The organism is Cellulomonas sp. Y8 (assembly GCF_008033115.1).
Lineage (GTDB): Bacteria > Actinomycetota > Actinomycetes > Actinomycetales > Cellulomonadaceae > Cellulomonas.
In genome coordinates this window covers 517,634-532,814 of sequence record NZ_CP041203.1, presented here as the reverse complement: position 1 = coordinate 532,814, position 15,181 = coordinate 517,634, and the positions used below count along the sequence as shown (strand labels likewise).

Here is a 15,181-nt window from a genome sequence, read left to right as displayed (position 1 = left end):
GGTTCGTTAGGGTTCGGGGCATGAGCGACATCCAGCGCACCCTCGTCCTGGTCAAGCCCGACGGCGTCAGCCGCGGACTCTCCGGCGAGGTCCTCCGCCGCATCGAGGCCAAGGGCTACACCCTCGTGGCCGTCGAGCTCCGCACCGCCGACGACGCCCTCCTGGAGGAGCACTACGCCGAGCACCAGGGCAAGCCGTTCTTCCAGCCCCTCGTCGACTTCATGAAGTCCGGCCCGGTCCTGGCCGTCGTGGCCGAGGGCCACCGCGTCATCGAGGGCTTCCGTTCGCTGGCCGGCGCCACCGAGCCCACCACCGCCGCGCCCGGCACCATCCGCGGCGACCTCGGCCGCGACTGGGGCCTCAAGGTCACCCAGAACCTCGTGCACGGCTCGGACTCCGAGGAGTCGGCGGCCCGCGAGATCGCCCTCTGGTTCCCGGCCCTGGCGGTCTGACCCACCACCTCCCGGGGCACGGGCCGCGGCCGCACTAGGCTGCGGCCCGTGCACCTGAAGACGCTCACCCTGCGCGGGTTCAAGTCGTTCGCCTCGGCGACGACGCTGAACCTCGAGCCCGGGGTGACCTGCGTCGTCGGGCCGAACGGCTCCGGCAAGTCCAACGTCGTCGACGCGCTCGCCTGGGTCATGGGCGAGCAGGGCGCCAAGTCGCTGCGCGGCGGCAAGATGGAGGACGTCATCTTCGCCGGCACCTCCGGCCGCCCGCCGCTGGGCCGGGCCGAGGTCGCGCTGACCATCGACAACACCGACGGCGCCCTGCCGATCGAGTACACCGAGGTCACGATCTCGCGGACGCTGTTCCGCAACGGCGGCTCGGAGTACGCGATCAACGGCCGCGCGTGCCGGCTGCTCGACATCCAGGACCTGCTGTCCGACTCCGGCCTCGGCCGTGAGATGCACGTCATCGTCGGCCAGGGCCAGCTCGACGCCGTGCTGCGCGCGACCCCGGAGGAGCGCCGCGGGTTCATCGAGGAGGCCGCGGGTGTCCTCAAGCACCGCAAGCGCAAGGAGAAGGCGCTCCGCAAGCTCGACGCGATGCAGGCGAACCTCACCCGGCTCACCGACCTGACCGCGGAGCTGCGCCGCCAGCTCGGCCCGCTCGGGCGGCAGGCCGAGGTCGCGCGCCGCGCGCAGACCGTGCAGGCCGACCTGCGCGACGCCCGCGCCCGGCTGCTGGCCGACGACCTGGCGCAGCTCACCGCGCAGCTGGAGCAGGAGATCGCCGACGACACGGCCCTGCGGGCCCGCCGGGCCGAGGCGGAGGCGGCGCTGGACGCCGCCCGCACCAGGCTCGCGGCGCTGGAGCGCGAGGCGGCCGAGGCGGCGCCCGCGCTCGGCGAGGCGTCCGACGTCTGGTACCGGCTGTCCTCGCTGCGCGAGCGCCTGCGCGGGACGGCCTCGCTGGCCGCGGACCGCGCGCGGCTCCTGGGGAGCGCCGGCCCCGAGCCGGCCCGCGGGCAGGACCCGGACGACCTGGAGCGCCAGGCCGAGCGCGTGCGCGCCGCCGAGACCGAGCTCACCGCCGAGGTGGACGCCGCCCGCGCCGCGCTGGAGGCCGCGCAGGCGTCGCGCCAGGAGGCGGAGGGTGCCGCCGCGGCGGCGGAGAAGGCGCTGGCCACGGTGCTCCGCGGCGCGGCCGACCGCCGGGAGGGGCTCGCGCGGCTCGCCGGGCAGGTCGGCGCGCGGCGCAGCCGGCTGGAAGCCACCGAGGCCGAGATCGGCCGGCTCCGCGAGACGCTGACCGCCGCCGAGCGCCGCGGGCACGAGGCGACCGTCGAGTTCACCGCCCTCGAGACCCGGGTCGCCGGCGTCGAGGAGGGCGAGGAGGACCTGGACGCCGCGCACGAGGCGGCTGCCGAGGCCGTCGAGACCGCGTCCGCGCGGGTCGCCGAGCTGACGGCGCAGCTGACCGAGGCCGAGCGCGAGCGCGCCGCGCTGGAGTCCCGCATCGAGACGCTCGAGCTCAGCCTGACCCGCAAGGACGGCGCCGGCGCGCTGCTCGCGGCGGACGACCTGGTGGGCGTGGTCGGCTCGGTCGCCGCGCTGCTCGGCGTCGCGGCCGGGGACGAGGACGCGATCGTGGCGGCGCTCGGTGCGTCCGCGGACGCGGTGGCGGTCGAGTCGGTGGAGGCCGCGGTGGACGCCATCCGCTGGCTGCGCGAGCAGGACGCCGGGCGGGCGGGGCTCGTCGTCGCGGCCGGGGACGCGGCGGACGCGGGCGACGAGGACCAGGGCGCGGCCCCCGGGGGCGCCGACTGGGCCCTCGACCTCGTCCAGGCGCCGCCGGCCGTCGTCCCCGCCGTGCGGCGGCTGCTGCGGGGCGTCGCGGTGGTGGACGACCTGGTCGCCGCGCGAGGCGTGCTGCGCGACCGCCCCGACCTCGTGGTCGCGACCCGCGCCGGGGACGTGCTCGCCGCGCACCGCGCCTCCGGCGGATCCGCCACCGCGCCGAGCGCCCTGCACCTGCAGTCCGCCCTGGACGACGCCCGGCAGGGCGCCGAGGCCGCGGCGGCGCGCGCGGAGCAGGCGCGGTTCGCCCTGGTGGGCGCGCGCGAGGCCGAGGAGACCGCCCGCGCCGAGTACCAGCGCACCCTCGACGAGCTCAACGAGTCCGACGCCGCGCTGGCCGCGGTCGCCGAGCAGCTCGGCCACCTCGGCGCCACGGCCCGCGCCGCGCGGAACGAGGCGGAGCGCGTCCAGGCGTCGCTGACCACCGCCGAGCAGACCCTCGCCGACGGCGTTGCCGAGCTGGCCGAGCTGACCGAGCGGCTGGCCGCCGCCGAGGCCGAGCCCGCCGACACCGACGCCGCGATCGAGGAGCGCACCGGGGAGCGGGACGCCGCGAACGCGGCCGCGACCGCCGCGCGCGGCAAGGAGACCGAGGCCCGGCTCAGCCTGCGCACCGCCGAGGAGCGCGCGCGGGCGCTGTCCGGCCGCGCCGAGTCGCTCGACCGCGCCGCGCGCACCGAGCGGGCCGCGCGCGAGCGCGCCGCCGAGCGGGAGCGCGCCCGCGCCCGGCAGGCCGCCGTCGCCACCGCCGTCGCCCTGGGCGCGACCCAGGCCCTCGGGGCGATCGAGCACGCGCTGCAGCGGGCCGCCGACGAGCGGGACGCCGCCGAGGCCGCGCGCGCCGAGCGGGAGACCGCGCTGTCCGCGGTGCGGTCGCGCGTCGACGAGACCCAGCGCGAGGTCGCCCGGCTGACGGACGCCGCGCACCGGGACGAGGTGCTGCGCGCGGAGCAGCGGCTGCGGGTCGAGCAGCTGCAGATCCGTGCCGTCGAGGACCTCGGCATCGACCCGGCGGTGCTGGTCGAGGAGTTCGGCCCGCACCGGTCCGTCCCGGTCCTCACCCCGCCCGCGGCCGGGGCGGGCGACGACGAGGACGCCGGCCCCCGCGAGGTGCCGTACGTCCGCGCCGAGCAGGAGAAGCGGCTGAAGGCGGCCGAGCGCGCGCTGTCGCAGCTGGGCCGGGTCAACCCGCTGGCCCTGGAGGAGTTCGCGGCGCTCGAGGAGCGGCACAAGTTCCTGGTCGAGCAGCTCGCCGACCTCAAGAAGTCGCGCGCCGACCTGCTGGAGATCGTCAAGGAGATCGACGAGCGCGTCGAGCGGGTGTTCGCCGACGCCTACCGCGACACCGCCGAGCAGTTCGACCGGGTGTTCCCGCGCCTGTTCCCGGGTGGCGAGGGCCGGCTGGTGCTGACCGACCCGTCCGACATGCTGACCACCGGCATCGAGGTCGAGGCCCGGCCCGCCGGCAAGAAGGTCAAGCGGCTGTCCCTGCTGTCCGGCGGCGAGCGGTCGCTCACCGCCGTGGCGCTGCTCGTGTCGATCTTCAAGGCCCGGCCGAGCCCGTTCTACGTGATGGACGAGGTCGAGGCCGCGCTCGACGACGCGAACCTGGGCCGGCTGCTGGAGATCTTCCGCGAGCTGCAGGAGGACTCCCAGCTGATCGTCGTGACGCACCAGAAGCGGACGATGGAGATCGCCGACGCCCTGTACGGCGTGACGATGCGCGGCGACGGCGTCACGACGGTCATCTCCCAGCGGCTCCGCGACGAGGTCCCCGCCTGACGGTGTGAAGATCGCGTGGGGGTTCGCCGCCGATGCGGGCGCCGTCCCCGCGGCTCCCAGGTCGACGGCGGACAATCGTCCCCATGGGCGGCTATCTCGTGGTGATCGGGCTGGCGCTCGTCGCGGCCATCGGCGTGATCGTCCTGGCGAACGCGGCGGGCGACGGCGGGACCGACCTGCGCACGTTCTGGGCCGACCTCCGCAACGGGCTGCGCCGGCGCCGGGACCGTGACGCGGAGGCCCCGGTCGTCGACGAGGCGGAGCCGGTGGACGTCCCGTTCGAGCAGCTGTTCGCCGAGGCGTCCCAGCCCGACGACGGCTACCTGCAGCTCGACGAGCTCGCGGAGATGCTCGAGCGGACGGGCGAGCGCGCCGTCCGGCTGCGCGAGCACCTGCCCTACCCGCGGGCCGGGGCCGGGGAGCCGGCCGAGCGCCTGGTCGTCCAGGACGGGGTGGCCGCGCCCGCCGTCGCGGACCCGGACCGCCCTCCGGCGCCGCACGAGCACGCGCGGCGCGCGCCCCGCCGCAGCGGCCACGTCCCGGTCCGGAGGGCCACCGTGGTCCCCGCCGCCGCCCGGCCGACCCCGGCCGCGAGCGTCGCCGGTCCCGCGACGCCCCCGCCGTCGGTCCCGCCGCAGCGCGGCGACGCCTGACCGGCGCCGCCCCCGCGCCGCGTCCCGCCCGCCCGCCTGACAGACTGTCCCGGTGGACTCGAACGACCTCCTGAACCTGCTCCTCGTCGGCGTGCCGGCCCTGGCGATCCTCGGCGGCGGCGCTGCCGTCCTCCAGCGGCGCCGGAACGCGGGCGACCGCGACCGGACCGACGAGCGCCCCGCGGAGGGATCGGGCACGGGCACCTCGACGCTCGAGCGCCCGGTCCCCGACGCCGCGGGCCCCGAGGCGCCGACCGCGCCCGGCGCCCCGGCGCCCGAGGACGCCGCGACCGCCCCCGCGCTCGAGGTCCCCGCCCCGACGGCCGGCCGGCTCACCCGGCTCCGGGACCGCCTGGCCCGCTCGGGCTCGCCGCTCGGCGCCCGCATGCTCCAGGTGCTGTCCCGCGACCACCTGACCGAGGACGACTGGGACGAGCTCGAGGAGACGCTCCTGCTCGCCGACGTCGGCGCCGGCCCGTCCGCCGACCTGGTCGAGTCGATCCGCACCCGGGCCCGCGTCCAGGGCCTGAAGGACCCGGCCCAGGTCCGCGCCCTGCTCCGCGAGCAGCTGCTGGCGCTGGTCGACCCGTCGCTCGACCGGACCCTGTCGACCGCCCCGCAGACCGGGGAGGACGGCGTGACCGTCCCGGCGGTCGTCCTGGTCGTCGGTGTCAACGGCACCGGCAAGACCACGACCGTGGGCAAGCTCTCCCGCGTGCTCGTCGCCGACGGCCGCACCGTGCTGCTCGGCGCGGCGGACACGTTCCGCGCCGCGGCCGCCGACCAGCTCGAGACCTGGGGCTCGCGCGTCGGCGTGCGCACCGTGCGCTCCGACCGCGACGGCGCCGACCCGGCGTCGGTCGCGTTCGAGGCGGTCCGGGAGGGCGCGGCCGAGGGCGTCGACGTGGTCCTGGTCGACACCGCCGGCCGGCTCCAGAACAAGGCCGGCCTCATGGACGAGCTCGGCAAGATCACCCGGGTCATCACGCGCACCGCGCCGCTGTCCGAGGTGCTGCTGGTGCTCGATGCCACCACCGGCCAGAACGGCATGAACCAGGCGCGCGTGTTCGCGGAGGTCGCCGGCGTGACCGGCATCGTGCTGACCAAGCTCGACGGCACCGCGAAGGGCGGCATCGTCGTCGCCGTGCAGCGCGAGCTGGGCGTGCCGGTGAAGCTCGTCGGGCTCGGCGAGGGGCCGGACGACCTGGCGCCGTTCGACCCGGAGGAGTTCGTGGACGGCATCCTGGGCTGACGCCACGGGGGTGCCGGTCCTGCTTCGAACTGGCGTTGTGGTCGCCTCGCGGGTATCGCTAGCGTTCAGGACGACATCAGCCGCAGTTCGAACGAACGGAGCGGCAGCATGCCCACCTTCCTCCGGCGACTCGTCGCCGTCCTTCCCGTCACGGCCCTGGTCATCGGTGGGTCGGTGCTCGTCCACGCCGACCCGGCGGAGGCGTTCGGCTTCAACAGGGCCGTGAGCAGGTCGTGCGGCGACAACTGGGTCTCGAGCTCGGGCGATCTGACGAACGGCCAGGCGGTCACCAGTCACTACAGCGGCTCGTGCAACGACAAGCTGGTAGCGGGCCTCAACCACGGGGGCGCCGTCAAGTGGACGACGTCGCCGAGCGTCCGGGGCACCGCCAGGCACGCGGCGTCGGGGCTCGGAGACACGACCGGACGCCACAAGGGCTGCCCGTCGTGCGCCGTCACGCTCTCCTGATCGGTGTCGCCCTCGGGGGCGGCGGGATGGTGCTCTCCGCGTGCGGACCTGGAGATGACGAGAGTGAGGTGGTGCGGGAGCTCGTCTACCAATCCGTCGCCGAGGCGGAAGCCGAGGCTCGTGCGAACGGCTGGGACAGCCAGGTCCGGTTGCTTGAGGACGGCGTCGTCACAGCCGCCGAGTACGAGCAGGCGATCGACAACACCCGTGCCTGCGCCGAGCGTGGAGCCAACGGCATCACCGAACCCGTGCTGTCGCCGGTCGATAACTTGACCCTGGAGTTCGGCTTCCCCATCGGCGCGATGGCCGAGGAGGACGTCTGGGCCGTCAGCGACGACTGCTCGCAACAGCACCTGTGGACCGTTCAGGCTGCTTACGTCTCCACCCACGATGCCGTGATGGACGTCGACATCCGGGTCGACACCCTCGCCTGCATGGCTGATCACGGGCATCCGATAGCCGCGGAGGTGCGTAACGCCCGCGAGATGGCGTCCCGGATCGGACGCGATGCTGAGAGCCAGCTCGCGGAGTGCATCTCGGACGTCACCCTCAGGCTGCGTCCAGAGCTCGAGAGCATCGGAGTCTCGTGGTGAACGCCCCCGGTGTGGTGCGCCTGGCCCTCGCAGGCGTGGTCGTCCTCGTGTGGGTGGGCGGACCCGTGGCCGTGGTCGGAGCCTTGAGCCGCGAGGCGGGTGGTGTCCGGCTCGCGGGCGACGAGCCGGCGTGGGCGACCGTCCGTCCGCTGTCAGGGCAGGTCGAGCAACGGCTCGGTCTGGCCCTGTCATGGACGGCGGGACCCGTCGTCGTGGCCCCGGCGTGGGACGGCATCGTCGAGGTGCTCCACGTGGGCGCGGGGGATGTACTGCGCAGTGGTGATCAGGTGGCGGTCGTCGCCGGTGTGACTCGCATCGGGTTTGCTGGTGAACGGCCGTTCTCGCGCCATCTCCGGCGTGGCGACCGAGGGCCGGATGTCGGCGTGCTGCACGCTTTGCTCGAGCAGCGTGGGCTCTCACGCGGCCCGGGCGATCGGTTCGACCGGAAGACCGCAGCTGGCGTCCGTGCGCTCGCCACCGAGCTGGGCGCGCCGCAGACCGAGGTCCTCGACCCTGCGTGGTTCGTGCACCTGACCGCACCTGAGCTGGTCGTGACGACCGTCGACCTCGTAGTCGGCGCACCTGCTCCTGCACCCGGTTCGCAGGTCCTCCGGAGCGCGGCCAACCTCGTTGCAGCCCGGGTCACGTCCGAGGACTGGGTGGCGCGCGCGGTGGTCACCGGTCAAGCGGCGGTGCCGGATGACGGTGACGCGTCCATGCTCCCGGAGGGCGTCGATCTCGGAACGGACGCGCGGACTGTGCCCGCCGAGGCCGAGCTCCGGGTTCGCGGCTCCGCCATGGAACTGACCGAGGACCGGCGCCGTGTCGACGACGCGAGTCTGCTCGTGCTCGCCGCCGCTATCGAACCGGGCGCCGCCGGTGTCGACGCCGTCGCCGTCTCAGAGCCGGTGGTCGGCAGCTGGGCCGTTCCCTCAGCAGCGGTGCACGTGGATCCAGAAGGGAGGCCGAGCGTCCGGGTGCAACGGACCGGAGCTCAGATCGAGGTCGATGTGGAGATCATCGGGTCCGGCGGGGTGTCGACAACGGTCGTCGTCGGCGGGCTCGCGTCCTCGGACCTCGTGCAGGTTCCCGGTGGTTCGGCGGCGGAGAGGTGAGCGACGCCCTTCGAGGTGTCGAGGGCGAGTACGCCGGAGGCCTGGCGGTGTCGGGCATCCGGGTCGCGTTCGGTGATCGCTGCGTGCTCGACGGGGTTGAAGCCCGTGTGCCCAAGGCGTGCTCCGTGGCGTTGGTCGGACCTTCGGGCTCGGGCAAGACGACACTGCTCGCCGTGATCGGGGGTCTGCTCGCGGCCAGCGCTGGTGTGGTCCGCTACGCCGACTCGCGGGTGGACAGCCGTGACACAGCGTGGGTCATGCAGACCACCGCGCTGCTCGGAGCTCGCTCGGCCCGGTCGAACGTCGCGCTCGGCCCCTTGCACAAGGGACTCACGAGAGCACGGTCGTGCGCGATCGCGGACGCGGTGCTCGCGGAGCTCGGCATGGAGGAGTGGGCGCAGACTCAGGTGCGGCGGTTGTCGGGCGGAGAGCGGCAGAGGGTCGCGGTGGCGCGTGCGCTGGCGCAGGGCGCGCCGATCGTGATCGCGGATGAACCGACCGCGTCGCTCGACGCGCGCTCGCGCGACCGTGTCGTCGACGCCCTGCTGGCGGTCGAGGACGCCGGCCGGCTCGTCGTCATCGCGACGCACGACTACTGGGTGGCCGAGCGGTGCAGCACGGTGCTGGAGCTGGTCGACGGACGGGTGCGGTGACGCGCTCGCGCGCCCGGCTCCGCCATGTCGTGGGCGAGGCGGTCCGCGATCTCACAGCCCGGTGGATCCTCAGCGTGCTCGTCGCGGTGTGCTCTCGTGTGCGTGCGGGGCGTCGACTCTCGTGCTGACGTCACGCGACACGTCCCACATCCACGCGACCTGGGACGAGCACGTGCAGTCGGGCCGGTTCGTGCTGTCTCTCACGGGTCCGCGCGGCGCGGGGGTCGACGCGGCGACGTGTGCCGTCGTCGGGTCGTGGACGGGCGTCCGAGCGGCCGGGGGCAGGATCTCGACCGAGCCGGTACGCCTGGTGTCCGCACCCGGTGCCCGGTACGAGCTCGACCAGGTCACGTCCGGCTATCTCCAGGTGCTCTGGCCGGGGACGGCCGCTCCCCTCGCCGGGCAGGTGCTTGTGGGACCCTATCTCGCCGCGAGCGCCGGCGTGAGCACGGGCCACAGCCTCGCCTGGGTGGATTCCTCGGGCTCACGAGGCCGCGCGGAAGTGGCCTCGGTGCCCAGCACGGGGACAGCCCGCGAGCCGGTCGCTGACCGGCACATCCTGGCCGTGGCTCCCGCCGTGGGCCGTGTGGACCCGGTGCTTGGTCGACGTCGACCCCAGCCATCGAGACGCCGTGCTGGCCGCGCTCGTGACCTGGTCCTCCTCCACCGCGTCGGCACCCTTGCCGCTCGCCGACTTCACCAGAGCCGCCGATCCCGAGTCCCAGCTGGCCGGACGGGCGTCAGGCTGGTGGTGGGCCATCGCCGCAGGGGTGGTGCTGTCAGCGATCCTGGCGGTGTGGAGCACCCGGCGGGCCGACTTCGCGCTGCACAGGTTGCTCGGCGCAGACACTGGCACGATCGCGTTGCTCCTGGCGGTCGACACCGTGGTCCTCGTGCTCACACCCTTGCTCGTCGGCATCGCAGGGGCGGCGCTCGTGGTTGCGCCGGAACTCGCGCACGAGGTCGTCCGCGATCTCACCCTGCTCGACTGCGCTCGGTTGCTGGTCAGCATCGCGACCTTCCCGGTAGCAGGGCTGCTCGTGGTGGGGCGCGGTTCCGTCTTCCGAGCGTTGAAGGAGCGGTGAACCGCCCACCGTTCGTCCCGCCCCCTGAGACGCGGGCCGTCCCGTAACACGATGTTGACGCGCGCGGACCGCTCGTCACATCGGTGTAACACCGGTGGCGCCGTCGCGAAACGGCCGCGCACGACTCTGGTGCCCGATCCGGCAGACCGGCCGGCGAGGGGAGAGGCGTTCCACATGGATCTGGACACCGGAGCGACAGCCTGGATGCTGACGTCAGCGTCCCTGGTGCTGCTCATGACGCCGGGACTGGCGTTCTTCTACGGCGGCATGGTGCGCGGCAAGTCCGTGCTCAACATGATGATGATGTCGTTCATCAGCATCGCGGTGGTCGCCGTGGTGTACGTGTTCTGGGGCTGGTCGATGTCCTACGGCTCGGACGTCGCGGGGATCTTCGGCAACCCCGTTCGACCAGTTCGGTCTGTCGGGCGCGATCTGGGACGAGAACGGCGAGTACCTGATCGACGGGTACGGCGTGCCGGTCATCGTCGGCGTGGCCTTCCAGGTGACGTTCGCGATCATCACCGTCGCGCTGGTCTCCGGCGCGATCGCCGACCGCGTGAAGTTCGGCACCTGGGTCGCGTTCACCGCGCTGTTCGCGACGTTCAGCTACTTCCCGCTGGCGCACATGGTCTGGGGCGGCGGCGCGCTGTCCGGCTCGGAGAACGGCATCGCCGCGATGCTCTTCGGCACCACCGACGGGGCGGCCACGGTCGCACCGATCGACTTCGCCGGCGGCACCGTCGTGCACATCAACGCCGGTATCGCGGGCCTGGTGCTCGCGCTGATCGTCGGCCGGCGCAAGGGCTTCGGCAAGGAGCCGATGCGCCCGCACAGCCTGCCGTTCGTGATGCTGGGCGCCGCGCTGCTGTGGTTCGGCTGGTTCGGCTTCAACGCGGGCTCGGCGTTCACCGCCGACGGCACCGCGGGCCTCGCCTGGGTGAACACCACCGCCGCCACCGCGGCCGCGATGATCGGCTGGCTCATCACGGAGAAGATCCGCGACGGCCACGCCACCTCGCTCGGTGCCGCGTCCGGCGTCGTCGCGGGTCTGGTCGCCATCACCCCGGCCGCGGGTGCCCTGCGTCCGGTCACCGCCATCGTCCTGGGCGTGGTCGCCGGTGCGCTGTGCGCCCTCGCGGTCGGCCTGAAGTACCGGTTCGGCTTCGACGACTCGCTCGACGTGGTCGGCGTCCACCTGGTGGGTGGCCTCGTCGGCACCATCGGCATCGGGTTCCTGGCCGCCGAGGGTGGCCTGTTCTTCGGCGACGGCGTCAAGCTGCTCGTGGTCCAGGTGGTCATCGCCGTGCTGGCGCTGATCTTCTCCGGCTCGGTGACCGCGGTCATCGGGTTCATCCTGAAGGCCACGATGGGCTGGCGGGTCAGCGAGGAGGCCGAGGTCGGCGGGATCGACCTGGCCGTGCACGGTGAGACGGGTTACGAGACGCTGGGCGGCGCCCGCGTGGTGACGGAGGTGAAGGCATGACGAAGCTCGTGACGGCGGTCATCCAGCCGCATCGGCTCGACGACGTGAAGTCCGCCCTCGAGGCGGCGGGGATCCGCGGCCTGACGGTGAGCGAGGCCAGCGGCTACGGCCGCCAGCGCGGTCACACCGAGGTCTACCGGGGGGCCGAGTACACGGTCGACCTGGTCCCGAAGGTCAAGATCGACGTGCTGGTCACGGACGAGGACACCCCCGGTGTCGTCGAGGTGATCGTGAAGGCCGCGCAGACCGGCAAGATCGGCGACGGCAAGGTCTGGGTCGTCCCGGTCGAGGACGTCGCCCGGGTCCGCACCGGCGAGCACGGGCCCGAGGCCCTGTGACCGGGCGGTCCGCCCGAGCATGATCGACGCACGGTCGTCAGGGGGCACGGCCGGCGGCGAGACCCCGGAGGTCCCGCACCCCCAGCACGTGGGGGTGCGGGACCTCCGGGTCGAGCGGCTCGACCTCGCGGCGCGGCTGTCCGGCCCGGACGGCGACGGCGCCGCGCGCCGGCAGGCGGTCTCGGACCTCGTGCTCCGGCGCCTGGTCGAGCTCTGGGAGGACGCCACCGAGGGGCGCGAGACGCCGGGCATCGGCCTCGGCGCGGTCGGCAGTGTGGGCCGCGGCGACGCGAGCCCGGCCAGCGACCTCGACCTGCTGCTGGTGCACGACGGGCGCGGGCACTCCGCGGAGGAGCTCGCGGGGCTCGCGGACCGGCTCTGGTACCCGATCTGGGACGCGGGGCTGGACCTCGACCACTCGGTGCGGTCGCTGGCCCAGTGCCGGCAGGTCGCGTCGAAGGACCTGCCCGCGGCGGTCGGCCTGCTCGACCTGCGCCCCGTCGCGGGCGACCCCGGCATCATCCACCGGGCCCGGTCCGCCCTGCTGGCGGACTGGCGGTCCGCCGCCAGGCGCCGGCTGCCCGAGCTGCTGGCGTCCACCCGGCAGCGCGCGGAGCGGCACGGCGAGCTCGCGTACCTGATCGAGCCGGACCTCAAGGAGGCCCGCGGCGGCATCCGGGACGCGGTCGTGCTGTCCGCGCTGGCCGCGACCTGGCTGACCGACCGCCCGCACGGCGCCGTCGACCGCGCGCACGCGCACCTGCTCGACGTGCGCGACGCGGTGCAGACCGTCAGCCGGAGGCACACGAACCGGCTGCTGCTCGCCGACCAGGACGAGGTCGCCGAGCTGCTGGGCGTGGGGGACCGCGACGACCTGCTGGCCGGCCTGGCCGAGGCCGGCCGCGTCGTGTCCTACGCGCTGGACAGCACCGCCCGGAACGCGCGGCAGGCCCTGGCCCGCCCGGCGCGGCGCCCGGTGCTGGTGCGCGGCCGGCGGACGGCCCCGCGGCTGCGCACCGTCGGCGAGGGCCTGGTCGAGCACGACGGCGAGCTGGTGCTCGCGGCCGACGCCCAGCCGGCGGCCGACCCGCTGCTGTCCCTGCGCGCCGCCGCGACCGCCGCGCGCACCGGGCTCACGCTGTCGCCCATCACCGTCACCAGCCTGGAGCGCACGCCGCCGCTGCCCGAGCCCTGGCCGAAGGCCGCGCGCACCCTGCTGGTGCAGCTGCTCGCCACCGGCCCGGCGCAGGTGCCGGTGTGGGAGGCGCTCGACCTCGCGGGCGTGGTCACCACCTGGATCCCCGAGTGGGCCGGCGTGCGGAACCGTCCCCAGCGCTCGCCCATCCACCGGCACACCGTCGACCGGCACCTCGTCGAGGCCGCCGCGCGCGCCGCCGGGCTGCGCCGGACCGTCGACCGGCCGGAGGTCCTGCTGGTCGCCGCCCTGCTGCACGACATCGGCAAGCGCGCGGGGGCGGGGGACCACTCCGTCGAGGGCGCGCGCCTGGCGGGTCCGGTCGTGGCCCGCATGGGGTTCGGCCCGGACGACGCCGCGGACGTCGCGCGTCTGGTGCGGGAGCACCTGACGCTGTCCGAGCTCGCCACCGGGTCCGACCCGGACGACCCGGCGACGGTCGACGCGCTGCTCGCGGCGGTCGACCACCGGCCCGACCTGCTCGCCCTGCTCCGGGCCCTCACCGAGGCCGACGCGTCGTCCGCCGGACCCACCGCGTGGACCGCTTGGCGCGCCCAGCTCGTCGACGACCTCGTGGCGCGGGCGTCGGCCCGGCTGGCGGGTACCCTGGGACGTCCCTGACCGCCGAGAGAGCGTGAGGATCGCGCGGTGTTCGCCACCCTGTCCGACCGACTGACGTCGACCTTCAAGAACCTGCGCTCCAAGGGGCGGCTGTCCGAGGCGGACATCGACGCCACCGTGCGCGAGATCCGCCGCGCCCTGCTGGACGCCGACGTCGCCGTCCCGGTGGTGCGCCAGTTCACCGGCGCCGTGCGGGAGCGCGCGCTCTCCGCCGAGGTCTCGGGCGCGCTCAACCCGGCGCAGCAGGTCGTCAAGATCGTCAACGACGAGCTGGTGTCGATCCTCGGCGGCCAGAACCGGCCGCTGCACCTCGCGAAGAACCCGCCGAGCGTCATCCTGCTCGCGGGCCTCCAGGGCGCGGGCAAGACCACGCTCGCCGGCAAGCTCGCGCTGCACCTGAAGTCGCAGGGCCACACGCCGCTGCTGGTCGCGGCCGACCTGCAGCGCCCCAACGCCGTCACCCAGCTCCAGGTCGTCGGCGAGCGGGCCGGCGTGCCGGTGTTCGCGCCGCACCCGGGCAACCAGGGCAGCGAGCTCGACGTCGTCGCCGGCGCCGACCCGGTCGCCGTCGCCCGCGAGGGCCTGGCCACCGCGCAGGCGCGCCAGCACGACGTGCTCATCGTCGACACCGCCGGCCGCCTCGGCGTGGACGCCGAGCTCATGCGGCAGGCCGCGGACATCCGCGACGCCGTCAGCCCGGACGAGATCCTGTTCGTCATCGACGCGATGATCGGCCAGGACGCCGTCGCCACCGCCACGGCCTTCCAGGAGGGCGTCGGGTTCACCGGCGTCGTGCTGTCCAAGCTCGACGGCGACGCCCGCGGTGGCGCCGCGCTGTCCGTCGCGTCGGTCACCGGCCGGCCGATCCTGTTCGCGTCGACCGGTGAGAAGCTCACCGACTTCGAGGTGTTCCACCCCGACCGGATGGCCTCCCGCATCCTCGACATGGGTGACGTGCTCACCCTCATCGAGCAGGCGGAGCGGGCGTTCGACGCCGAGCAGGCCGAGGAGATGGCGGGCAAGCTCGCCTCCGGCCAGGGCTTCACGCTCGCGGACTTCCTGCAGCAGATGCAGCAGCTGAAGAACATGGGCTCGATGAAGAAGATGCTCGGCATGCTCCCCGGCATGGGGCAGATGCGCGAGGCCATCGAGAACTTCGACGAGCGCGAGGTCGACCGGGTCGAGGCGATCATCCGCTCGATGACCCCGGCCGAGCGCGACAACCCGAAGATCATCAACGGCTCCCGCCGCGCCCGCATCGCGCGCGGCTCCGGCGTCGAGGTCTCCGACGTCAACGGCCTGCTGGAGCGGTTCGCCGGGGCGCAGAAGATGATGCAGCAGATGGCCAAGGGCGGCGGCATGCCGATCCCCGGCATGGGCAACCTGCCGGGCACGGGCAAGAAGGGCCGCGGCCGCGTCGCCCCGTCCAAGAAGGCCAAGGGCAAGTCCGGCAACCCGGCCAAGCGCGCGCAGCAGGAGAAGGCCGCCGCCGACCGCGCCGCGGGCATCGCGCCGGCCGCCGCGCCCGCCGCGAAGGGCTCGGCGTTCGGCATCGGCGGCGGCGCCCCGCAGCAGCAGGACGCGTTCGACCCGTCGAGCATCGAGGACCTGCAGAAGTTCCTCGGCCGCTGACGGCCGCG

The 15,181-nt window shown here is 74.4% G+C and carries 12 protein-coding genes and 1 pseudogene; all 13 read left to right on the top strand.

Annotated features, from left to right (window positions below):
* Positions 1-20: 20 nt before the first annotated feature.
* The 13 genes and pseudogenes from ndk to ffh all read left to right on the top strand — a co-directional run bounded on the left by ndk (position 21) and on the right by ffh (position 15,173).
* Complete coding sequence (gene ndk / locus FKM96_RS02415; protein WP_147793890.1) at positions 21-452, top strand: nucleoside-diphosphate kinase; 432 nt, start codon at positions 21-23, stop codon at positions 450-452.
* A 48-nt stretch (positions 453-500) separates the two neighbouring features.
* Positions 501-4,085, top strand: coding sequence for a chromosome segregation protein SMC (smc, locus tag FKM96_RS02410; protein WP_147793889.1), 3,585 nt, complete (start codon positions 501-503; stop codon positions 4,083-4,085).
* Between the two features lie 83 nt (positions 4,086-4,168).
* Positions 4,169-4,738, top strand: coding sequence for a hypothetical protein (locus FKM96_RS02405; protein ID WP_147793888.1), 570 nt, complete (start codon positions 4,169-4,171; stop codon positions 4,736-4,738).
* 52 nt (positions 4,739-4,790) lie between these two features.
* Entirely contained in the window at positions 4,791-5,990 is a 1,200-nt protein-coding gene (gene ftsY, locus FKM96_RS02400) for a signal recognition particle-docking protein FtsY (RefSeq protein WP_147793887.1), read from the top strand.
* A 108-nt stretch (positions 5,991-6,098) separates the two neighbouring features.
* The gene (locus FKM96_RS02395) at positions 6,099-6,458 is read left to right on the top strand and encodes a hypothetical protein (protein ID WP_147793886.1); all 360 of its coding nucleotides are present in this window, start codon (positions 6,099-6,101) and stop codon (positions 6,456-6,458) included.
* Between the two features lie 71 nt (positions 6,459-6,529).
* Positions 6,530-7,051, top strand: coding sequence for a hypothetical protein (locus FKM96_RS02390; RefSeq protein WP_147793885.1), 522 nt, complete (start codon positions 6,530-6,532; stop codon positions 7,049-7,051).
* The gene (locus FKM96_RS20490) at positions 7,045-8,166 is read left to right on the top strand and encodes a peptidoglycan-binding protein (protein WP_168216845.1); all 1,122 of its coding nucleotides are present in this window, start codon (positions 7,045-7,047) and stop codon (positions 8,164-8,166) included. Before FKM96_RS02390 ends, FKM96_RS20490 begins: the two co-directional genes overlap by 7 nt.
* A complete protein-coding gene (locus FKM96_RS02385; protein ID WP_168216844.1) occupies positions 8,163-8,819 on the top strand; it encodes an ATP-binding cassette domain-containing protein in 657 nt (218 codons plus the stop codon). Before FKM96_RS20490 ends, FKM96_RS02385 begins: the two co-directional genes overlap by 4 nt.
* 599 nt (positions 8,820-9,418) lie before the next feature.
* Positions 9,419-9,904, top strand: a complete 486-nt coding sequence (locus tag FKM96_RS02380) for a hypothetical protein (RefSeq protein WP_147793883.1) — start codon at positions 9,419-9,421, stop codon at positions 9,902-9,904.
* 174 nt (positions 9,905-10,078) lie between these two features.
* Positions 10,079-11,387: pseudogene (locus FKM96_RS02375) on the top strand (ammonium transporter).
* A complete protein-coding gene (locus tag FKM96_RS02370) occupies positions 11,384-11,725 on the top strand; it encodes a P-II family nitrogen regulator (RefSeq protein ID WP_147793882.1) in 342 nt (113 codons plus the stop codon). The pseudogene FKM96_RS02375 and the gene FKM96_RS02370 overlap by 4 nt, the downstream one beginning before the upstream one ends.
* A gap of 19 nt (positions 11,726-11,744) precedes the next feature.
* Complete coding sequence (locus FKM96_RS02365) at positions 11,745-13,541, top strand: [protein-PII] uridylyltransferase (RefSeq protein ID WP_147793881.1); 1,797 nt, start codon at positions 11,745-11,747, stop codon at positions 13,539-13,541.
* Positions 13,542-13,568: 27 nt separating this feature from the next.
* Positions 13,569-15,173 (top strand): signal recognition particle protein, encoded by a 1,605-nt coding sequence (gene ffh, locus FKM96_RS02360; RefSeq protein ID WP_147793880.1) that lies wholly within the window; start codon positions 13,569-13,571, stop codon positions 15,171-15,173.
* Positions 15,174-15,181 lie beyond the last annotated feature (8 nt).

Excerpts from the sequence above, each read along its gene's own strand:
- ndk (WP_147793890.1), top strand. The coding sequence starts at position 21 with ATGAGCGACATCCAGCGCACCCTCGTCCTGGTCAAGCCCGACGGCGTC.
- FKM96_RS02405 (WP_147793888.1), top strand. The coding sequence starts at position 4,169 with ATGGGCGGCTATCTCGTGGTGATCGGGCTGGCGCTCGTCGCGGCCATC.
- FKM96_RS02395 (WP_147793886.1), top strand. The coding sequence starts at position 6,099 with ATGCCCACCTTCCTCCGGCGACTCGTCGCCGTCCTTCCCGTCACGGCC.
- FKM96_RS02370 (WP_147793882.1), top strand. The coding sequence starts at position 11,384 with ATGACGAAGCTCGTGACGGCGGTCATCCAGCCGCATCGGCTCGACGAC.
- FKM96_RS02365 (WP_147793881.1), top strand. The coding sequence starts at position 11,745 with ATGATCGACGCACGGTCGTCAGGGGGCACGGCCGGCGGCGAGACCCCG.